Source organism: Saccharicrinis carchari (assembly GCF_900182605.1).
Classification (GTDB): domain Bacteria; phylum Bacteroidota; class Bacteroidia; order Bacteroidales; family Marinilabiliaceae; genus Saccharicrinis; species Saccharicrinis carchari.
Genome location: NZ_FXTB01000012.1, coordinates 55,650 through 79,488, shown reverse-complemented (window position 1 = coordinate 79,488; position 23,839 = coordinate 55,650). Strand labels below are relative to the sequence as shown.

Annotated in this window: 13 protein-coding genes; 12 read left to right on the top strand and 1 reads right to left on the bottom strand. The window is 37.6% G+C overall.

From position 1 onward, the window contains the following. The first annotated feature begins 22 nt into the window (after nt 1-22). The 12 genes from FN809_RS16385 to FN809_RS16330 all read left to right on the top strand — a co-directional run bounded on the left by FN809_RS16385 (nt 23) and on the right by FN809_RS16330 (nt 22,851). Entirely contained in the window at nt 23-4,567 is a 4,545-nt protein-coding gene (locus FN809_RS16385; protein ID WP_142534613.1) for a T9SS type A sorting domain-containing protein, read from the top strand. Between the two features lie 84 nt (nt 4,568-4,651). After that, entirely contained in the window at nt 4,652-5,293 is a 642-nt protein-coding gene (locus FN809_RS16380) for a PKD domain-containing protein (protein ID WP_142534612.1), read from the top strand. Between the two features lie 19 nt (nt 5,294-5,312). After that, a complete protein-coding gene (locus FN809_RS16375; RefSeq protein ID WP_142534611.1) occupies nt 5,313-5,849 on the top strand; it encodes a conjugal transfer protein TraO in 537 nt (178 codons plus the stop codon). Between the two features lie 436 nt (nt 5,850-6,285). Beyond that, nucleotides 6,286-8,805, top strand: coding sequence for a Kelch repeat-containing protein (locus FN809_RS16370; RefSeq protein ID WP_142534610.1), 2,520 nt, complete (start codon nt 6,286-6,288; stop codon nt 8,803-8,805). A gap of 289 nt (nt 8,806-9,094) precedes the next feature. After that, nucleotides 9,095-10,156, top strand: a complete 1,062-nt coding sequence (locus FN809_RS16365; RefSeq protein ID WP_185957595.1) for a LamG-like jellyroll fold domain-containing protein — start codon at nt 9,095-9,097, stop codon at nt 10,154-10,156. 108 nt (nt 10,157-10,264) lie between these two features. Beyond that, on the top strand, nt 10,265-13,189 hold the full coding sequence (locus FN809_RS16360; protein WP_221929460.1) for a SusC/RagA family TonB-linked outer membrane protein: 2,925 nt from the start codon (nt 10,265-10,267) through the stop codon (nt 13,187-13,189). A gap of 12 nt (nt 13,190-13,201) precedes the next feature. After that, nucleotides 13,202-14,851, top strand: a complete 1,650-nt coding sequence (locus FN809_RS16355) for a RagB/SusD family nutrient uptake outer membrane protein (RefSeq protein WP_185957594.1) — start codon at nt 13,202-13,204, stop codon at nt 14,849-14,851. Between the two features lie 17 nt (nt 14,852-14,868). Beyond that, nucleotides 14,869-16,749, top strand: coding sequence for a GxGYxYP domain-containing protein (locus FN809_RS16350; protein WP_185957593.1), 1,881 nt, complete (start codon nt 14,869-14,871; stop codon nt 16,747-16,749). A 164-nt stretch (nt 16,750-16,913) separates the two neighbouring features. Next, nucleotides 16,914-18,182, top strand: coding sequence for a ZmpA/ZmpB/ZmpC family metallo-endopeptidase-related protein (locus FN809_RS16345; RefSeq protein ID WP_142534608.1), 1,269 nt, complete (start codon nt 16,914-16,916; stop codon nt 18,180-18,182). A 237-nt stretch (nt 18,183-18,419) separates the two neighbouring features. Beyond that, complete coding sequence (locus FN809_RS16340; protein ID WP_142534607.1) at nt 18,420-18,998, top strand: T9SS type A sorting domain-containing protein; 579 nt, start codon at nt 18,420-18,422, stop codon at nt 18,996-18,998. 160 nt (nt 18,999-19,158) lie between these two features. Beyond that, on the top strand, nt 19,159-21,444 hold the full coding sequence (locus FN809_RS16335) for a GH92 family glycosyl hydrolase (RefSeq protein ID WP_142534606.1): 2,286 nt from the start codon (nt 19,159-19,161) through the stop codon (nt 21,442-21,444). A 15-nt stretch (nt 21,445-21,459) separates the two neighbouring features. Continuing rightward, nucleotides 21,460-22,851 (top strand): hypothetical protein, encoded by a 1,392-nt coding sequence (locus FN809_RS16330; protein ID WP_142534605.1) that lies wholly within the window; start codon nt 21,460-21,462, stop codon nt 22,849-22,851. 765 nt (nt 22,852-23,616) lie between these two features. Here FN809_RS16330 and FN809_RS18150 read toward each other — a convergent pair. Beyond that, on the bottom strand, nt 23,617-23,838 hold the full coding sequence (locus tag FN809_RS18150; RefSeq protein WP_317131258.1) for a helix-turn-helix domain-containing protein: 222 nt from the start codon (nt 23,836-23,838) through the stop codon (nt 23,617-23,619). Between the last annotated feature and the right edge of the window lies 1 nt (nt 23,839).

Here is a 23,839-nt window from a genome sequence, read left to right as displayed (position 1 = left end):
TCCAATCATAATCCGTCATATCATGAAATATCTAAACCTTTTATTTTTAATACTATTAGTGACAGCAAGCACATCTGTTTACTCTCAAACAGAAACAACAGATTTTGAGATAATAGCAACTCCAAGCTTTGGCGATGAAGAACAATTGCTATTCCTCAAATTCAATAAGAATGAAGATAGCTACAACGCTGAAGATATAAGATGGTATTACAAATTTCAGATAGACTTTATAAACGGTGACAAGTGGGTAGAATTGCCAGAATATAGAGGGAAATCGGTAATAGAATCTAAACGGAAGTTAAACCCGTGGCCCGAACAAGGTTCGGATTTTAAAGATACTAGGGTACATATTGGAAATAAAATGAGCGCGCCATTCATACCCAAGTATGAACCTGGCATGGGCATTAAAAATAACTTGGCAACTGCAAGTTCAGAAAATATTTGCTACGGTGAGAATGTTGATATAGAATTATCAGCAGAGAGCTCGGATAATATAATAGGACTTTTTTGGTCTGGAGATTACATGTGGTTTTATTCGGATAATGGAGAAAAATCCTTTACAGCATATAGCTATTCCAATAGCAATCCTAAAACCACGCATAATCTTACAAAAGAAACTGTGTTTTATTGTTTTGCCAAGTTTGATCATTTTATATCTGGGAATAATCCACATTGGAACTATATTGGAAGAAAAACTATATCTGTATATAAGCCTTTTGATGGTGGGGCAATCAGCTCAGATCAAACCATTTGTTACGATGCAGTTCCTACCGCATTAACAGGAACCACGCCCATGGGTGGAGACGAAAGTTATACTTACCAATGGCAAAGCTCTATTGACAACTCAACCTGGAGCAACATTTCTGGTGCAACCAATTTAAATTACCAAGCATCAAATTTAAAAAATGCCACACACTACAGAAGGACTGTAAACAATACTTGTGGTTCTGATAATTCAAATACAGTTACAATTACAGTTAGGGATGGCCTGAACCCCGGTTCTTTCAGTTCAGATCAGACTATTTGTTACGATACAGCCCCCATTAAACTAACAGGCACTACACCTACAGGAGGAAACAGGGACTACACATACCAATGGCAAAAATCTATCAATAACTCAAATTGGGTTAATATAGGGGGAGCGACGGCTGCAAGTTATCAACCCCAATCAATAGTCAATACTACGTACTATAGGAGAACAGTGAATAATATTTGTAGTTCAGAAAATTCAAGCTCCATTACAATTACTGTTATGGATGATTTGAATCCCGGTTCCATTAGCGACAACCAGACCATTTGTTACGGTACGGTGCCCACTATCTTAAATGGTACTGCGCCTGCCGGTGGCAACGGAACATATACCTACCAATGGCAAAAATCGCTGGACAACACCAGTTTTACTAATATTAGCGGCGCAACAACATCGGCATACCAACCGTTGGAACTAAACCAAACAACTTATTTTAAAAGGATAATAAACAATACCTGTGGCTCGGCAGAATCGAACATCGTGAAGGTAACGGTTCATAATCAGTTGGCGCCAGGGACCATTAGCCCGAACCAAAGCATTTGCTACGGCTCTACACCTACTAAGTTAAATGGGACTGCACCAAGCGGCGCTGATGGTACATATTCACATCAATGGCAAAGATCGCTGGACGGCATCAGTTTCACTAATATTAGTGGTGCAACAACATTGACTTATCAAGCAGAGGAGCTGACTCAGACAACTTATTTTAAAAGGATAACCAACAATACCTGCGGTTCGGTAGAATCGAACATGGTTAAGGTAACGGTTTATAAGCAGTTGGCTCCGGGGGTTATCGGCACGGACCAGACCATCTGTTACGGTTCTGCACCTATCAGGCTAAAAGGAACAGTTCCCACGGGAGGCGACGGGACATATACATACCAGTGGCAGAAATCACTAAATGGCAATAGCTTCAACAATATCAGCGGTGCAACATCATCAGTTTACCAACCCGCTCAGCTCACTCAAACAACTTACTTTAAAAGGATAGCAGATGATGGATGTAATTCGGCAGTATCCAATACCGTTACAATTATTGTCAGAGCCGATATTTCCGAAAATGCGATCAATAGCAGCCAAACTATTTGCTATAATTCCGCTCCCCAAATCATAATTGGCAACAATATGAGCGGAAGCGACAATGTATTCCGTTATCAATGGCTTAAATCACAAGATGCCGTTAATTTTATTGATATATCCGGTGCAAATAAATTTAGCTATCAACCTGGTAACCTTACCCAAACAACCTATTTTAAAAGGATAGCAAATAATCAATGTGCAAATACGGAATCAAACAAAATAATGGTTGTTGTCCGACCCAAATTTAGTTCCGGTTCGATAGGGGTTAACCAAACAATCATTTATGGAAGTAAACCTCATGTGTTAAGTTCCGATACACCTACAACAGGAGGTAGCGGCAATTATTCTTATCAATGGAGATCTTCTACAGACGGGACTAACTATATAGATATTCCGGGGGCTAAATCAGTAAGTTATCAGCCAGATAACTTAACGCAGACTACCTATTATTACCGTCTTACCCGCGACAGCGAATGTGGAGAAGCCAATACCAACGTGGTAATTATTACTGTTAATACAGAACATCAACTTATAGGGACTATAGGCGATAGTCAAATAATATGCTTCAACACAAGTCCCAATGGACTGAGTAGTTCAGGGATGAATGAGGATGAAGTCATTTATCAGCAATGGCAAAGGTCAATTGATGGATCAAATTGGAATGATATCCCGGGTGCAACAGGCCCAAGGTATAATCCTTCGGTATTGAATACGACCACATATTATAAGAAACGGGTTACCACAGCCAGCAATGGCGAATTGGAAACCAATATTGTTACCATTACGGTAAAAGATAAATTTAACCCAGGCTCCATTGGGAACGACCAAGCGATTTGTTCAGATAACAAACCAAAGCCCATAGTCACATTAACACCTCCAAACCAGGAGGTATTTAATAAATGGGAGAGCTCTGACAATAGTACGTCGTGGAATGTTATTGCCAATGAAACAAAGGACTATCTGGAACTTCCGATCATTGAAGAATCTACATATTTTAGAAAGGTGGTAAGCTCTGAATGTGGAGAACTTGAGACACCCCCGGTATTGATAACTGTCAATCCCCCGTTGGTCGGCGGAAACATAGAGGAGGCTCAAGTTATAGATTATAACGGGATACCCTTGTTGCTAAAAGGTTCAATACCAATTGGAGGTAATGGCATATATGGCTTTATGTGGGAAAAATCAATAGATGATGAAAATTGGACTCAAATTCCAGATGCCTCAGAAATAAATTACCAACCCGGAAAACTAACGCAAACTACATATTTTAGGCGGATAGCATCAAGTGGGGATTGTGACCTTGCTTATAGTAATTCCATAAAAATATTTGTCCACAGTGAGCTTATTCAAAGTAAGATTAACGGGAATCAAACGATTTGCCATAATTCAAAACCTAATGTATTACGAGGAACGGAAGCGGCAGGCGGCATCGGTATATTCAATTACTATTGGGAGAAATCGACAGATGGTGAAGATTGGGAAGAGCTATACGGCAACAATCAATTAATCTATCAACCTAAAAAATTAACCAGTAAAACCTATTTCAGATTAAGGACCCAAAGTGGCTCCGACATCAAATATTCCAACGTAGTAACAATCACAACGCTCGAACCTGTTTTGACGCCGACGGCAATGAACCTTAATACCCAGTATTGTATTGATGATGTGGTTAAACTAATATTGAATACTGAACGAGACTATATCTGGTACAATGCCGAAATGCAGCAAATAGAAAGAAACAAACAATTGCTATTTGAAGCAAAAGATCCAATAACAATTTATTATCAGACTATTGACAACATCGGCTGTCCCGGTGACCTAAAACAAGCGGCCATAAACGTGGATTATGTGGATACGGATATCACGACCAACGCGATTGATCCCGGCTCCGTTGAAAATGGGGAGCGGCTTACCATCGATCCTGGCGTAACCAGTAATTTTGCATCGGGTGAATTGACCTACACCTGGACTTTCGATCACCAGGAGAAAGGATGGTACGAAACCATGTTTGATGCCTCGCCCTCGCAATATTTCCATTGGAAAGGATGGTATGATATTACACTCGCTACGGAAACACCTTCCGGTTGTACATATACGTCCCATGTTCCTTCTGCTTTTTATGTGAACGAGGAAGCGAAAGACGAAAGGATTAAATCTATTTATAGGGGGACGAAAGCATCCAATCTCCTCGATCCCGGGTTTGGACTGGATAAGGACTTATCAATAAAGGTTTATCCTTCTATTTTTAATGCTGCTTTAAACGTGGAAATAAAAAATACGGAGGCAAAACTCAAGTTTGTGCTATTTGATATGAGTGGCAAAAAATTGATTGACAGACCAATCGAAAAAGGAACGCGTTCCATCTCAACCGCCAAGCTGGCCGAGGGCATCTATCTGGTACGGATCATAAACCAAGATGGTGCTGCGCTCTATACAAATAAAGTAATCCGGCACTAACTGGCCACCTGCCTGCCGCAGGCAGGGAGCGAATAAATCACTTAATACCGGTGCAATAATATTTTTTGCTAAATATTTAAACATATGAAGAATACGCTATATCTATTTTTAAGCCTCACCCTGCTCGCTTCGTGCGACACGGGGGAGGATAGCTTTTACCACAGTAACCAAGCCCCCACAATAAGCATCAAAGGGCATAGCCATACGGATTTCGGTAAGCACCAAAGCGATTCCGTAAAGTTTGAGGAAGTCTATTATCAGCTCGATTACCTGGTCCTGGACGAAGAAAAACTGGATATCGATGTGGCCGTAGATTCTATATTCCGCTACGAGATAGAGGAAGATAAAATAGTGTTCGGCGCCGAAAAAATCGGTGCCAGTAATGTTTACATTACTGTTACGGATGCTTGGAAAAGAGAGGACAAACTGCTGTTTAACCTTACCTGCTTTGAGAATCTGCCCCCGGTGGCTTCCTTGCAAATTGATGCGCTGCAAAACGTTAGGGAATACAAATTCGATGCAAAGGGAAGTTATGACACGGATGCCAAATATGGAGGTAAGATTGTGCTCTATCGTTTTTTTGTCAACGACAAAGAAATTGAAAAGAGCTACCACACTTACATGAACTACACCTTCCCCAAAAGCGGAGAATACAAAATCGGGGTCCAGGTAAAAGACAATAACGACGAATGGTCTGCCATCGTGCAAAAAACGCTTACTATTTAACAGCCCTAAAACAATTGGCATGAAGCATCTATCTGTTCTGATCATACTAATGGCATGTGCCCAGCTAAGGGCTCAAAGCTATATTAAGGATAGCGCCGAGCCGCACAGCTACGACGCAAAAACCACGGAGCTTGTTTATCTCTTTACCAAATCGGGTATGGGCATCGAGGCCAGCTTCTGCAATGTCGATAAACGGGGCTTAATCAATCAATATAGCCTATCGTACGATAAGGGTGAGTTTACAGATACCAAAACAAAATACAGTATCTATGCTGCCTATTTCGGCAAGATAAAAATACTGTATAACAGCGACAGTAAGAGCTTCTTCGTTAACTTGGGGGCCAATGCCTATGTGAGTTGCGAAAGGATTAAAAATGACATCCTAAACGAATGCAAAACGCAATTTAGTCCGGGCATCATGGCCCGCGTGGAACTTGAATATTACATGGGAAAAGTCGGGTTTACGGTGAATGCCCAACAATTGTACAAGCCATTATCAGAGATAGGTGATTGGCAATGGAGGGTAGGAGCGGGGCTAAAATATATTATTAATTAACAATTTGGGAATGGGTGCTTTAACACCAACTTTAGAGAATTGGAAGCTCACTGCGAGCTTCCTCTTTTTATTTTTCATAAGTAGCATAAAATTGGCTCAATGACCACATAGCTGTAATTTAGGGCAACCTTTAGTTGCTTCATACATTCGGTCGCCTATAATAAATATCTTATGTGCAATATGAATTACATACAAAAAGTAATTTTATGTATTCAATTTACGAAGCACACAAGGTACACTCTACTGATATACTGATAAATACAAAATTATTGGTCGTTTTAGCATATATGTGATCACTAGGCCAAGTTAGGGTAAAAATGTTTTACTTTGTACGTTCTTCATATTGCATGGTACACTGGTAAATTCTTATTAACTTGTCGTCTTTATCCCTTGGAATTACTTGTTAATTTTGTCACTATTAACTTTATCTATATTAATGAATAAATTTTTCGCTGTATTATTATTTGTTTTACTTTTTGTAACTAGTGCTTATGGCCAAGGTATTTCATTTAATTCGAATGATAAATTAATCAGTAATAGAACTTCGTATAACGTATTTGCGCACAAGCAGCCTAATTTAGCAGGAACTTTTTCGGTAGAATTTGATTTTCTTATTAGGCAAAAAGAAACTTTCGGATATATTTTTACCATCAATGATATAGATGAGCAAGATGTTTTATCATTAATTTATGTATATAATGATTCAATTCCTGAATTAAGATTTAATCTTGATGGGAAAAAGAATTTATTTACAATTAAACTTAGCAATACAGAGGTAGAATTAAAAAGCAGAATAAAATGCTCGATACTATTCGATATTAAGGACAAGAAAATAGTATTAAAAGTTAATAATCAGCAATTTGAAACTGCATATAATGTTTTAAATCCAATTCAGAAACCTAAATTAACTTTTGGCAAAACAAATCATTCGGTTGATGTACCTGCGTTTAGCCTTTATGATTTAAAAATAAAAAGCAAGAAAAATAATATTTATTTTTTCTTTAACGAAAGTGAAGGAAACATTGTTTATGATGCAAAAGGAGAAATATTTGGACATGTTGATAATCCTATTTGGCTCATAAATGATTCATTTCACTGGAAGTTAAAACAAGTGCTCCATTATGACGACGTAGCAGCCATTAGTTTTAACAAGGACGAACAACAGTTAATTTTTACAACAAAAGATTCCATCGGATTTTTCAACTTGTTCACTGAGGTTTTTAAACAAGTGCCATCTGTTAACAAATTACCTGTGCCTATGAGGTTAGGTATGAGTATTGTTGATAAAAAACAGAGACGGTTATTTGTTTATGAATTAAATGACATAGCGAATAATAACCCTACAATAGCATCATTACATTTAGATTCTTTAAAGTGGACTAGCCATACAACAAAACAATTTGACCAGCAACGTCATCACCATAATTCTTGGTTTGATTCGACAAAAAACAGACTATATATATTTGGAGGATTCGGGAATTATAAGTTCACAAATAGTATCGATTATTTTGACGTTGAGTCAAACGAATGGCAACATCAATCCTTTAATGGAGTCATTATAACTCCTCGTTTTTTCTCCGGTATGCTTCAATATAATGAAAATGAAATAATTATTTTCGGTGGAGTAGGAAATGAATCCGGCGACCAGAGTCTTGGAAAGGAGTATTATAAAGATTGTTATAAGATTAATCTATCAACAAACGTTATAACCGAATTATGGAAGTTCGATACTCATCCTGACTTTGTGAGTAGTCGAAACATGATTATTTCAGAAGATAGTTCTTCTTTTTACACCTTTAATTATAAAGAGTATATTCCCAATAGCTACCTGCAATTATACAACTATTCAATAGAAGATGGCATCGCAAAGGCTTATGGAGATTCGATTTCTATAATATCTGAACGAATCAGAACAAATGCCAACCTATACTTAAATAAGAGCACAAATGAGTTGTTTTGTGTTTTACAAGAATTTGAGCTTAGCGGTGCAAATGTAATAAAAATATATTCTATTAATTTCCCTCCTGTAACAGCTAACCAGTTAACGGTAATAAATAGTAAAAGCAGAAGTGCTTATTTCTATGTGCTTATTGTGGTATTATTATTAGTCTTTGCTATATATATATTTTATACTCGGAACTTAAGAAAGCGTAAAGTTTACCAAAAAGAAATATCAGATCTGAATACGTATAGTGTGAATAATGTTAAGGAGATATACAAAAATAATTCAATTTCTTTATTCGGAAATTTTAAAGTTATCGATTTACGCGGTAAGGATATTTCTTATCTATTTAGTCCAAAAATAAAGCAATTATTATTAATTCTGCTACTAAAAACTGAAGAAGAAACAGGCATTACTTCAGAATATATATATAATGTTTTATGGCCTGATAAAGAGAGGGCAAATGCAAAAAACATTAAGAATGTCACTCTTAATCAACTTCGAAAGATATTATCTGACCTAGATGGGATTGAAATTATTTTTGATCGGGCATCTTTCAGGCTCATTACAACAAACTCTGTATCCATTGATTTTTGGGATTTTAGATATTATTTGAACAATTTCAATGACAATCCAGAGGAATCATTAAATTTTTTACATACTATTATTTGTAAAGGGTCGTTTTTAAAAGAGATTGATTTAGAGCATTTTGATAAAGAGAAACAATTACTAGAGGACAGGTTAATTAGTACTTTAGAAAATGTGTTAGATGAATATTACAAATCAAATTCTCATTCTAATGTAATATTAGCAACCAATATTCTTTTATCTGTTGATCCTGTTAATGAAACAGCCATTGTTTTTAAAGCTTGCACTTATAAAAAGTTAAAAATGCTAGATGAAGCAAAAAAGGCTTATAACTCTTTTCTTGTCGAATATGCTAAAGCTTATAAGGAAAACTTTAGTAAAACTTTCAGTGAAATATTAAGTCAAGAGCCGGGTAAATCTTTGTAAAAACCCTACCGTTCTTATAGTTATCCTTCTTAAAGACTTCTTTTGATTATCTATTATTCATTCCTTTCTTTCTTTAATGAGGAAGGTGAAAAAGTCTTGATGCGATAAACTTTAGACTAAATACCTTGATGGGTTAAGTAATTTAATCCATTTTTAATCCCTTCTTAATCGCTTTTTAATTATGATCTTAACCGCAGATATGTACATTTGTTAACAGATTTTGACGGAAGTTTCATTTTGCATGCAAAGCACGACAAAACTCGAATATTTAGATTTAGAAAATAAACTTATGAAAAAAGATGGTATGAAGACGCTCGTATTCTTATTATTCTTTATAGGATCTTTAAGTTCTTGTGAAGATAGTAATTATTTACAATCAAGAGATGTATCGTTAGATTGTTTGTACGATAACTACGAGTCAATGCTAACATTACAGGACACTGCAAGAATTGGTGAAGCAGATGGAACCTTCCCAAGCGAAAATGCTGATTTGTTACAAATTGCAATTGAGGATATTGAATTAGGAATATCTAAAGGCATTGCCAATCAGTTCACTTTACAGTATGAAGTAGATAACTACTGTATTTCGGCAGAAAAGGCGATAGCCGAATTTCAAAATTCTTATCAGGAAACATTAGCTCCGGGAACACCTGGTGAATTAATTATTTATGGTATAGATGGTAAAGGTCGTATTGAATTTGGGTCAGATCCTGCATTTGGAGGTTCGGATGCTTTTTGTGTAGAGAGCTGGATAAAATATGATGAAAACTTTTTTGAAAGTGGTATTGGTGACTTTATTGCCACATTTGATAATAGCACTCAACCAAATGAAGGATGGATGATTAATTTTCTGGGTGATAATATGCGCTCAACCATTGGGATGGGGCCTCAGCATAGTAGGGTTTTGGAGTGGGGTAAAAAATTTCCAACCAATTACGGAGAGTGGAATCACATTGCTATGGTATATGATGCTAGCTTAAGTGAAGGGCAATTAAAAATGTATCTGAATGGTGAGGTCTTCTTTAGCAAGACCAACGATGTTGTTGATAATTCAGGAGTGCTGCAGAGCTATCAGCCCAACACCAAAAACTACAACATGTGGGCTTTTCAGGAACCAACCGACAAATCTCGTTGCATGACTGGCTATATCCGTAAATTTCGATTCTGGAATGTGGCTAAAACAGAGAGCGATATTAATACCTTAATGAACTCTGATGTAACCGGCAGCGAATCGGGCTTAGAATGTGCCTGGGATTTTGTGGAAGTACCTGAAAACAATGAGGCTATTCCGGACAAAACTGGAAAACACACGGCAAAGATTGTGGGTAATTATAAATGGATAAAGAACTAATCGGGTTTTGACTAATCAATAGTAAAGATGATAAATCGTATTAATATATTTAAGAGGGTTGCATCCCTAATAGTCATATTAACATGCTGTATTTGCAGCATACAGGTAATGGCTCAAGAGGTAACCGAGAAAATAGCCGTCACTGGTAAGGTGACGGATGTTAATAAAGAGCCAATTGTAGGAGCTAATGTTGTTATTGAATCAACATACATAGGTGTTATTACTGATGTTTATGGGAATTTTAAAATTGAGGTTCCTAAAAATAGTGAGTTAAGTATTTCCTTTATCGGATACGTAACACAGAGATTAACAATTACGGAGCCAGTTAATCTTGACATTATTTTAGAGTCTGACATGGCCGAACTGGATGATGTTGTTGTAATAGGTTACGGAACTGTGAAAAAGAAGGATCTAACCGGCAGTATTGAATCGGTTTCGGGTGATTTATTGGTTAAGTCCAATAATACAAATATTACCGAAACCTTAAATGGTAACGTAAGTGGGGTATTGGTGTCTAAATCATCTAATCGCCCGGGAGCCGACATGTCTATGCAAATTAGGGGGGCTAACTCCATTAATTCATCCAATGAGCCTTTATATGTGATTAACGGCGTACCTTCGTACTCCGGTATGAAACATTTAAACGCTTCAGATATTGAGTCTATCGACGTGTTGAAAGATGCTTCTTCGGCGGCTATATATGGATCGCGAGGAGCTAACGGTGTAGTTATTATAACAACAAAAGGTGCGAATAAGAAAAAAGGATTCTCGATTGATTATTCCGGATCGTTTGGGGTAAAAACACCGACTCGTATTCCTGACATGATTGGAAACAAAGGTAATGGTTTAGAATATGTCGATTACCGTGTAGCCTTATGGAAGAAAAAATATGGTGATGCTTCCTTGTCAAGAACTGATTTTCTGACTGATTCAGAGAAAAAACGTATCCGAAATGGAGAATACTACGACTGGTTACGCGAAATATCGGATCAGAGCTATGTTACCAATCATAGTATTTCTACTTCTGGGGGTAATGAAACGACATCCTATTCTCTTGGCATGGGATACCTTAGCGACGAAGGCATGATTGGTAAGGAGCAATTTACCCGTTATACTGCTAATGTTGGGATAGAACATCGTTTTAATGATATAATCACAACAGGTATGTCTTCCTACATTTCGGATAATAAAACCAATCACGGTTCTCAGGATGCTTTACTGAACGCTTACTTTTTACCCCCAATCGTAAGTCCCTACGACGATAATGGCAACTATGCATTTATTATTCAACCTACCTCCAGTAAAATTAACCCATTCATTCAGAATCAAAATAACATCAGGGAGACCAAAGCGTTTTATTCTAATTTCTCTGGTTTTCTCGAAATAAAACCTATTAAAGGTCTTTCTTTAAAATCGCAGATAGCGTATCAGTTTGACACTGATTTATACGGAGAATGGATTGGAAAATATACCCAGCAAAAGGGCGGTGTCAACCCAAGTGAGGCGTATAGAAGTGAAGGTAGAAATACCAATATTGTTTGGGATAACATTTTGAGTTATCAGAATAAATTTAATGAGAGTCACCGAATAGATGCAATCGGTCTTTTCAACATGCAAAAAGATACGCACCAAGGCTCGGGCATGCGGGGCATCGGACTCCCTTATAAATCAGATTGGCATGCTATCCAAACAGCTGATGAAATTACGGATGTTAGCAGCTATTACTGGGAATCTTCGATGACTTCCTTTATGGGACGCTTAAATTATACCCTGTTAGATAAATATATGGTGACCTTAACCGGCCGTTATGATGGCACATCAAGATTAAAGGGAGATAACCAATGGGGGTTTCTACCTGCCGCAGCCTTGGGATGGCAAATAAAAAACGAGGGATTTATGCAGGATGTCGAAGCCATCAATCAGCTTAAACTCCGATTAAGTTATGGTAAAACCGGCAATAATAATCTAAGCCATAATATTACCTTAACTGAACTCGGGCTGTCGCGTTATACTTTCGGGAGCAATGGTGTTAACGGATTTGGAATAAGCAATGTGCGGGGAAATGAAAATTTAAAATGGGAGATGACCTCGGAGTACAATGTAGGCCTTGATTTTGGATTATTAAACAATCGGGTTTCCGGTACAATGGATGCATATACAAGAGAAACAGATGGCCTGATTTTCAACAGGGCAGTAGGTAGTTTGAACGGGTATAGTTCGGTTTATCAAAATATCGGTAAAACCAGCAACAAAGGGATCGAATTGACTCTGAATACTGTGAATATTTCTAAAAACGATTTTTACTGGAAGACGAATCTTACATTCTCATTGAATCGAAATAAAATTGAGGAACTATATGGTGATAATCAAGATGATTTAGGAAATCGATGGTTTATTGGTGAGCCGGTAAGTGTCATTTACGACTTAAAACACCTGGGAATATGGCAAGCTGACGAAGAAGCAGAAGCTACCAAATATGGTCAAAGTGTTGGACATATTAAAGTGGAGGATGTAAATGGAGATTATAATCTGGATCAGCAAGATTTTCAAATTATCGGAACGCCCAGCCCAGATTGGATGGCAGGTATGATTAATTCGTTCGTTTATAAAAATCTTGATTTCTCATTCGATATCTATGCTCGTGTTGGGGGGATCTATAATGACTCGTTTACCTATATGTTTACTGCATGGGATAATGAACATTGGAATAAGGCGGATGTTAATTACTGGACAGCGGAGAATAGCAGTGATGAATATCAGCAAGTTGGAGCTCAGTCCTATCACACTCAGGTTCTTGGTCAAGTATCAGGTACATTTGTAAAGGTTCGGAATATTACTCTAGGATACGCCTTAAGTAATTCGGTACTTTCAAAAATTGGATTGAAGAAGTTAAGACTGTATAGTCAGGTGCAAAATCCATTCACGTTTACTGATTTTATCGGCTCTGATCCCGAAACAATTGGAGAAAATGTGAATACACAACTTTCACTTTACCCAATGACATTCACGTTTGGAATTAATGCTAATTTTTAATTTTTGTAAGATATGTTGAAAACAGTCAAATATATTACAATAGGGATTTTTATTTCTCTTATGGGGTCTGCTTGTTCTGACCACCTAGAAGTTTACAATCCTTCATCTATATCGGATGATTTCTATAATACAAAAGAAGGACAACAGGCTTTGCTTGTCGATATCTATTCAAAATACAGAAACGTATTTAATACTGGGGACTTACAGTACTATGGTACCGATCTCTACATGGCTATTACGGAAGGCCCTAATGAACGGATGTTCAATGGATATGATGCTTCTTTTAACTCTACAGCCGGTGTAGTTGGCCCATACTGGAACAATCTGTATAAGATTGTACAAGAGGCAAACACATTGTTGACCCGTTGCTCAATGGACACAGAAGGGATGACTATTTATGAGTATAATTCACTCAAAGCTCAGGGAACCTTTCTAAGGGCATTGGCTTACTACTATCTGGCAGAAACATTTGGTGACGTTCCTTTGTATACAACGGAGCAGAAAACCATAATCACCGAGACCACGCGCACAGTTGAATCCGAAGTATATGACTTTATAATTACTGATTTGGAAACTGTCGTTGATTTACTGGCTTGGCCATCTGTTGAACCTGGCCGTGTAAACAATGCAGCCATATTGCAATTGCTTGGTAAATTACATTTAACCAGAGCTTATAAAACATACGCTTCATCTTCAGATTTTGAGGTTGCCGCAGCTTATTTTGATCAAATCATCAATGAGTCGGAAGATACTTATCAATTATTAGATACTTACGCCGATGTTTATCATGAGGATAACCAAAACAACTCGGAGGTGATTTGGGCTATCCAATATGGTTTAGATAAAAATTATGTGGGTAGCGGTAACCCGCAACAGGCAATATTTAGTTTTAACATTGTAGCCTTGGAGCCGGGTTTATTCGACCGAGTACAAGAGGATTACTCAGCAGCCAATCGAAACTACTGGATCAACCCTCGTGTTCACCAGCTGTTTCAAAATCCATATCTGGATACACGCTATGATGCAACGTTTCAGCGAGAATTTTATGTCAATAATCCAGAAAGTGACGATTTTGGCAAGCTGGGGTTGTATTTTCCCCGATGGAATGATGATTCTGGCAACACCAAAAACGCCTTGCGCTTTTATCCTTACCTAAGCGACGGCGAGTTCAATTGGTATCCTCAATCAACAGCTCTTCCGGTTTTGACAACTGGTTTGGATCGTATGCCTATCATCAAAAAGTTTAAAGACACAAAGATAATCTGGGGAGGCCCCGGTAGTCGCGAAGATGTGGTGTTTCGTTTGTCAGATGTTTATCTGATGAGTGCAGAGGCACATTTGGGTGCAGGAGACAACGATGCTGCTGTTGCACGGATAAATACCATTCGTCGAAGATCCGCAATCGATCAGGCATCTGAATCTTTAATGGAAGTGAGTGTTGTTGATCTGGATTTCATTCTTGATGAACGAGCCAGAGAGTTGCTCGGGGAGCACGACCGTTGGTTTGTGCTAAAACGAACTGGGAAACTCATCGAAAGAGCGAGTGAGTATAATATTCTTGTTCAAAAATATAATAACATAAACCCAAACCATTTAGTGCGCCCGATACCACAGGATGAAATAAATAAAGTAAATGGATTGACTCAAAACAAAGATTATTAAATATTAAGGTAAAAAAAATGAAAAATATGATATCGATATTAAAGATCTCTCTTTTAATGGTGAGTGCATCATTTACAACCTTGAGTTGTGATGAGTACGAATCACCTGAAAGAATGGTTCAAGAAGAGAAGAGTACAAAGCTCTTTGTGGAGCAGTTTGATCCAATTCGAGACGAAGGTCAGTATTGGCATCCTCAATCGCTTACAAAACCGGCATTATATTGGAATTGTGTGGAAGTTTTTCCCATTGGGAATATTAATGCTTTAGGACAGACTGAAAGAATTAGGGGTCTTCAGTACCACTTGCTTGCTCAATCGTTAGCAGGTCTTTCAAATAGAGCTGTAGAGCAAGGGAAAAGTCAAGTAGGGGTTTGGCTAAACGATCATAGCGGTAAGGCATCCTACAAATCTTCAAAACAAGCCTTAAGCGATATGGGGGTTGCTGAGATTGGTATGCAAAGTGCAATTGAATTAGCTACCCGTAATTATGGGGAGAAAGATGGTATTAATCTTAAAATAAAGGATTTATTTGATGGTTATGTTTTGACCGATGTAGAAAATAATCCCGAAAGTAATATTGTGGCTTCCGTAGCTTCTCATGTTTATAATTCTATTATTGTAGACATTAGGGACAAGAATTTTTATGAAAGCAATGGATATACCATGACGTATGATGCTTCTCAAAAAACGACTGTGGATGCCTGGAATGAATTTAAAGATAAATGTAACAATAAGGCATTGGTAGTCATGCCTGTACAAACTGGTGAGCTAAGGGAATTCGCAATTAAAAATAACTTGTTTGTAATCAACCTTAATAAGAGATATTCTACCTCGCAAGGTGGGCAAAATATTGCCCTATTCGAGGAAATTCTTCAATGGCTGGAACCAAACTCACCAGTTTATGGATGGGAACAGGGCGTTGGAGAGGATCAATTTGTTGAGCGTGTTTCAAAATCAGGAAATATTATGATCCCGTATGACTGGGCTTATAATACAACCTTAACTTCATTAGATTATAAACAGAGACAACCTGACTTGGTAAAGGTAAAGAATCCTCAATTTATAAATTGGGAAGAAGAAGGTAAGAAATATGTTTCTTTTTATCTGTCGGATGGTGACAATGTACAATGGATGATGAATAATTTTATAGGAGCAGATTACTACACACATCCCGAAGCCAATAATGTAAAAATGGCTTTTGGTCTTCCCGTCGATAACTTATCCATGATTGCACCTTCGGTATGTCAGGATTTATTCAATAGCCAAGGTTCCAAAACATCTATTGTTCAAACATTTGGTGGTGGCTATAACTATATCGACAATTATGGAGAAAAGAAGTCACGACATACAATCCTTAAGTCTCTTGCAGAGGGAACCGCTGCACATATGCGTCAGCATAGGGTTAAAGTTTTGGCTGTGATGGCAAAAGATGTAAGTTCTGCTGCATCAGCAGAGGCTTATCAAGCTTATATCGACGCCAACGATCAATTAGAAGGAATTATTTCGGTTCAATATACCCCATATGCCGGAGGTAAAGGCGAAATTATGTGGTTTACCAATGGGAACGGTTATGATATTCCTGTTGTTACCGTGAAGTATTCAATTTGGGATTTTGGGGGATATAACAATGAACGCGAAGGTACCCCTGATCACATTGCCAATAAATTGATCGGTTCTTCAGATTCCGATCCTTTTAATCTGGTTATTGTTCATGCATGGAGCGGATTTAATGAAACAGGAACTGCGAGTGGGGGCATAAAAGGTGCTGGAGCTGCCAAATTATGTGCCGACAAGTTGAATCAGAACTATGCGGTCGTAAATATTGAAGAAATGATTTGGCGTATTCGAATGCATCATCGTCCAGAGCAAACTCAAAAATATCTGGACGAAGTATTCTAAAGGGATTTTTTACATATCAGTTTCCGTCATTAGCTAAATATGCTTCAAATACATTTTAGCTAATGATGGGGATTAATTTTAAATGTTGTAATTCAAAAAAAGCGTTTGTTTACAAGGTGTTGCGATAGCTATGCCTATATGTTTAATCAATTAAATACTATTTTATGAAACATTTTAACTTCAAAATTTTAATTGCATTGTTCGTGTTTACTTTTACAATGCTGAATGCAAGTCATTCACAAACTCAAATTTCAACGGTGGCCGATTTGCAAGCTATGTCCTCGAACCCTTCGGGTGAGTTTATTTTAAACAATGATATTGATATGCAGAATCAGAACTGGAGTTCCTTTGATTTTACAGGCACCTTAGATGGGAATGGATTTTCTATTATGAATTTAACTATTCAACATGATGGAGACAGAGGAGGTGTTTTTAATAATATTACTGGTGCTACGATTTCAAACCTTGGTTTAGAAAACATCACTGTTAATACACCTAATGCATGGGCTGCGGCACTCGCTGGTAATGCCAGTAACTCAACAGTTAGCAAGTGTTTTGTTTCTGGATCAATAACATCAAATGGATTTGCAGGTAGTTTTATCGGACATGTCGATAATTCAACAGTTTCTGAATGTTACTCTACCGCCACAGTAACAGGTAGGGATCATGTAGGCGGAATTGTTGCGCATATAAATGGGAATGGAGGAACAATTGAAAATTGTTATTATAACGGAGCTGTTTATTCAACGGGTTGGCAAGTTGGTGGTATTGCTGGCTGGGCAGAAGGTAGCGCTGTTATTTCAAAGTGTTATGCGAAAGGAACAACCGGCAGTCAAAGCGGATTTTCAGGAGGTATGCTTGGTGTTGCTCCTGGCGGACAAAGTGTAAGTATAACGGAATGCATTGGGATGCAAACATCAATGACAACAGTAAATCCTGACATTGAAAAAACCTATAGAATTGTAGGAGATCATGGTGGGGCAACATATACCAACAACTATGGGTTTGACCAAATGGGTTTAACTGATCCGCATAAATTTTTCTGGGAGAGTGAGGCTGATGGCAAGGATGGCGCTGATCTTACTGCAAGTCAATTTAAAGATGCTTCATTTTATGCTACTAATTTATCATGGGATTTTAAAAATGTTTGGTATATGGATACTGATGGCCCGGTATTAAGATGGCAAGGTGATTATCCAACAAGTGTATTGAACCTAGAAAAATCAAATATTAAAATTTTTAGCTCTCAGGGTCAGATTCATGTGGTTGGTGCAGAAGCTAATTCACTTGTGGAGATTTATGATATTGCAGGGAAACTTAAAGTAAGTGAATACATCACAAATTCAGAGCCTGTATATAATGTGAAGGGAATTTTAATTGTACGAGTTACTTCTGCAAAAGGAACTATAGTTGGTAAGCTTGTCAATTTATAAGTAATATAAAAACTAAGGTTTAAAGTCGGCGAATAGTTGCAAACCGACTTTATACCTTAACTTAAACCGTTCCAGTCAAAATATTTAATAATGAGAAGTTATTTTTTAATCATGTATCAAAAAAAGGTAATATAATTTCTTATGACTGGGCTTATAATACGACCTTATCTTCTTTAGACTATTGAAATAGGCAACTCGGTTCAATATACCCCATATGCTGGAGGTAAAGGGGAAATCATGTGGTTTACGAATAGCAGCGGTTATGATATTCCTGTTGTTACCGTTAAGTATTCATTATGGGATTTTGGAGGGCGTAACAATCAACGTGAAGGAACTCCAGATTACATTGCAAATAAGTTGACAAGCTCTGCAGATTCTGATCCTTATAATTTAGTTATTGTTCATGCATGGAGTGGTTTTAATGAAGCAGGAACATCAAGTGGTGACATTAAAGGCGCTGGGGCTGCTAAACTATGTGTCAATAAGCTAAATGAGAACTTTAAGGTGGTAAATATAGAAGAAATGATATGGCGTATAAGAATGCACTATCGTCCTGATCAGACCCAATTACTCCTTAATGCAACTGATATAGTAAACGTTGAAACCTTAAATGTTAGAATTTTCGGCGCACAAGGTCAGGTTCATTTGGTCGGTGCAGATGCTAACTCGCTTGTGGAGATTTATGACATCACAGGTAAACTTAAAGTAAGTGAATACATCACAAGTTCAGAACCTGTATATAATGTGAAGGGAATTTTAATAGTCAGAGTTGTTTCTGAGAAAGGAATAACCGTTAATAAGATTATTAATCTCTGATTAAAAAAAGTAAATAATATAAAGTCGATTAATTCAAATCGAGGGTTTAGACTCTAGGTTTGATGACTCATGCATACGGAGGACTTGTCGTGGCGTTTATATCAATTAACTCTTTGATAAACCTTTATTAAATTCATCTTATTATTAAAAACATAATTCCATGAACCGATTTATTTTAGCATTTTTATTTATATCATCTGTTTTATCGCTCCAGGCACAATCCACTGCAGGTTCATCACATGATCCGGTGGAGTATGTGAACACTTTAATGGGCACACAGTCCAAGCACAGTCTCTCCAACGGCAATACTTATCCTGCCATTGCCTTACCATGGGGCATGAACTTCTGGACACCTCAAACCGCTGAGATGGGCAATGGATGGCAGTATAGCTACGATGCCGATAAAATCAGAGGCTTTAAGCAAACACACCAGCCCAGCCCTTGGATGAATGATTATGGTCAGTTTTCCATTATGCCGGTCACAGGTAAGCCTCTTTTCATGGAAGAAGAAAGAGCTAGCTGGTTTTCCCACAAGGCTGAGATTGCTAAACCTCACTATTACAGCGTTTATCTGGCCGACCATGACGTAACTACTGAAATTACACCAACAGAGCGGGCTGCCATGTTTCGGTTTACCTTCCCTGAATCCGACAGCTCCTTTATTGTTATCGATGCTTTCGATAAGGGTTCGTACGTGAAAATAATACCCGGAGAAAACAAAGTAATAGGATATACTACCCGCAATAGTGGTGGAGTGCCCGACAATTTCCGCAATTATTTTGTGGTTATTTTTGACAAGCCAATACAGTATAAAGCTGTGTGGAGCGGAGATAAATTAATAAATGGACAGCTTGAAGCAGAGGACAATCACGTGGGTGTTATGATTGGGTTTAAAACCCGTAAGGGCGAAAAGATTCATGCACGAGTGGCCTCTTCTTTTATCAGCCATGAGCAGGCCTTGCTTAACCTTAAAGAGCTTGGCAATAAGGATTTTAACACCTTAAATGCCGAGGGCAGAGACATTTGGAATACTGAGCTCAGTCGTATCCGGGTTGAAGGTGGCTCCGAAGAACAAACACGCACCTTTTATTCAACACTCTATCGTACTTTGCTTTTTCCTCGTAAGTTTTATGAGTTTGATGCCAACAATAAAATGGTACATTATAGTCCTTACAATGGGAAAGTATTACCCGGTTATATGTTTACCGATAATGGTTTTTGGGATACCTTCCGCGCTGTATTCCCATTCTTTAACTTAATGTATCCCTCACTGAATGAGAATATCCAGGCTGGCTTGGTAAATACCTACCTCGAGAGCGGATTCTTACCCGAATGGGCCAGCCCGGGGCATCGTCCGGTAATGATAGGTAACAACTCAGCCACCATAGTTGCCGATGCTTATCTGAAAGGTTTACGCGGATACGATATGGAAACGCTCTATCAAGGCGTATTGCATGGCACCGAAAATGTCCATCCCACGGTGAGTGCTACCGGCCGTCTGGGACATGAGTACTACAATAAACTGGGGTATGTGCCTTACAATGTGGGCATCAATGAAAATGCTGCCCGAACACTGGAGTATGCATATGCCGACTGGTGTATATGGAAACTGGCTAAAGCTATGGATCGACCTAAGAAGGAGATTGAACGTTTTAAGAAACGGAGCCAAAATTACCGCAATCTCTTCGATTCTGAAACCAATCTGATGAGAGGGAAGAATGAAGATGGAACCTTTCAAAAACCTTTCAATCCATTTAAATGGGGCGATGCTTTTACCGAAGGCAACAGCTGGCACTACAGCTGGTCCGTATTTCATGATACTCAAGGCTTAATAAATTTGATGGGAGGTGAGAAAACTTTTGTTAATATGCTCGACTCTGTTTTTAATATGCCTCCATTGTTCGACAACTCCTATTATGGTGCAACCATCCATGAAATTCGTGAAATGCAAATTATGAACATGGGACAATATGCACACGGGAATCAGCCCATACAGCATATGATTTATCTGTACAATTATGCCGGTCAACCATGGAAAACACAACATTGGGTGCGCGAAGTGATGGACAAATTATACAATCCAAACCCGGACGGTTACTGTGGAGATGAAGACAATGGTCAAACATCGGCTTGGTACGTTTTTAGTGCCATGGGGTTTTATCCTGTTACACCCGGAGCCGATCAATATGTTCTTGGTGCTCCTCTGTTTCCAAAAGTATATGTACAACTCGAAAATGGAAACACTATTACTATCGAAGCTCCCGAAAATAGTACGGAAAATAAATATGTTGATAAGATGTATTTTAATGACAAACCTTATTCTAAGAACTGGTTGAGCTATCCTGAGTTAATGAAGGGAGCCCGGCTTAAGTTTGATATGAGCAGCCAACCCAATAAAAATAGGGGAATCGACAGCAAAGATTATCCATATTCATTCACTAAATAATTGAACACATTAAATATGAAAAATATACAATTATTGCTTGTTGTTATAATCTTTTTTATGTCTTCATGTTCGGAGAACATATTTAAAGAGGATTCTATTCAAGAAGGTGCAGTAGAAAGTGCGATGCTAAAGAGTGTATTCCAGACTACAGGTCCAAATGAAAACATTTTAGCAAAAAGTTTAATACTCAATAATTGGCGTACTGCAGTAGAGTTATATCCCATGAGCTATAATGATATGCGCAATACTTTAATTGTAGAAATGTCAAATCGGACATCCGATCCGGTATCGTTTATTCAACAATTAAGTGATTATGATTTATCGTATGTCAGTTTAATGTACCGTTTCTTGCTTGGGTCAGAAATAAAAACAGAAACTGAGCTAGCAGCAATGAGCGTAGACAATTTTCGAAATACCATAATTGCAGCTAATAATAACAATACTAGCTATACAATTTCTGTATTACAAGGATTTGATAATGCAAAAAACCTTCAGATAGCTTATAATTGGTGGTTATCAATCAGTTGTTATAATGAGATTGCAGGACTTAATAATGCAAATTTAAATAACGCATTCTTCGATTTGAAAGATGATCAAAATAGGTCTATTGAAGTATTACGAGTTGTAAAAGCTGATGAACCGGATTATACCTATCTAGGTGTTTATCATGGCATGATAGGTTCCAATCACTTTAACCTTTATTTGGCTGGAAGTAATGATCTTCAGAATTGGACATATATAAAAACATTAGGAGACCGGGCTCACCAAGGGGATATTGAAAAGTGGGGTAATGGATACCTTTTAGTTAATGAACAAGATGTGATTGAGGGAGCCAATTATATTCAAGTCAGGTATTATACAAGTTATCAAAATTTGAAAAACAATATTCCATTATCAAATGTAACTTTGCCACATTTGTTTGCACCAAGTGCTGAGGGAACACCAGATATACGTCAAATTACAGGGTCAACTCCTGACAATTCTCGAATTTATCTAGGATTTCATTTTTATGATAATAACAATGTAGACTTACAAGCATTTGGTGTTTTAGATAATTTCGATGACTTTAGAGGATGGAAAGATGAAATAGCAAACTACAATGTAACTGCTATGGGATTTGCAGGTAATATTGGTGCTAGATCTAGTTTTTACTCAGGAGAAAATCAATATGTAATTCTAGAAGCTCAAACACAAAAATATACTTGGGAAGGATGGCGTTTATTATTAGGAGATGGAGGATTTTATACTCAATTAAATCTGCAAACGCCTAAAGGTTCTACATCTTTTGCAAACCCAGGTATTGCTGATTTTGGAAACGGAAACTTTGGTGTAACAAGTTATTTACCAACTGAAGGTAATCAGATAGGGGAAATTGGGCAAATGCTTTATACAGTAAACTTTAACTGATGTGAATCAATGCAAAGATTGCTAGAATTATGGCGCATGTGTTGTTGTCGTAAAGCATATTAAGATTTATTTGGAAATTAGTTTGAAATATCAATTAATTTCCAAATAAAGAAATTCTCGGCTCAATAATAGTCAAGCGGGAGTTTTCTATGCATCCAGATCAACTGGAAAGTATACTGATATCATCATCTGTATAGGTCAATTTATGAATCCTTTAGTTTTTCCACTGGGAATTGCATATCTGTGTTTATTTTCTTATTCGTAATGCAAGGAAAGGTTTGTTTGCGTTGTTTTGAAATTGGTGTGGCCAAGCATTTTACTAGACTTCTCAATAGGTACTCCCTTAGATTGTGTTACCATTGTCGCAAATGGAGACTTTAATAAGTCGGAAAATCTCCATTTATTTGAACGCATTTAGACAAGATGAAGTTGAACCATATATAAAACATTAGCTATCATGGTAGAGCGTTTATACCCAGGTAAAAAAGAATATGATTACAACAAACTATATGGAATTTTGTATGCTTGTCCTACTAATAACCGTATAGAGAACTGCCCCTTAAGTGAGGTGAGCCACCTTTCGTTTAAAGAGAAATTGATTTGGTTTGATGGGCTTGATACCGAAAAAAAGGACTGTATCTTAGTCCATCATGTCGAATGTTCCCAAAAAAAAAGGAAATGAATTTAATACATAGAAATTCATTAGTGTCCGGTAAAAATATTTAACCGGACACTAATGAATAGTAATATTAGGTCATCTAATAATTATATATCCTTTTTCTTGCCTTTCTGCTCCTTCACCCATGCAATATACCTATAAAAAGTAGCCCTGCTTACCTTAACAATTTTCAAAACTTCAGGGATTGTTCTGCTTTGATCCTCCCATAACTGGTAACATGCATAAGCTGCTCTTTTGGCTTCGGGCGACAATCCTTTTTTGCGGCCACCAATGTGGCCTCGTTCTCGAGCTGCTTGCAGACCCGCCATG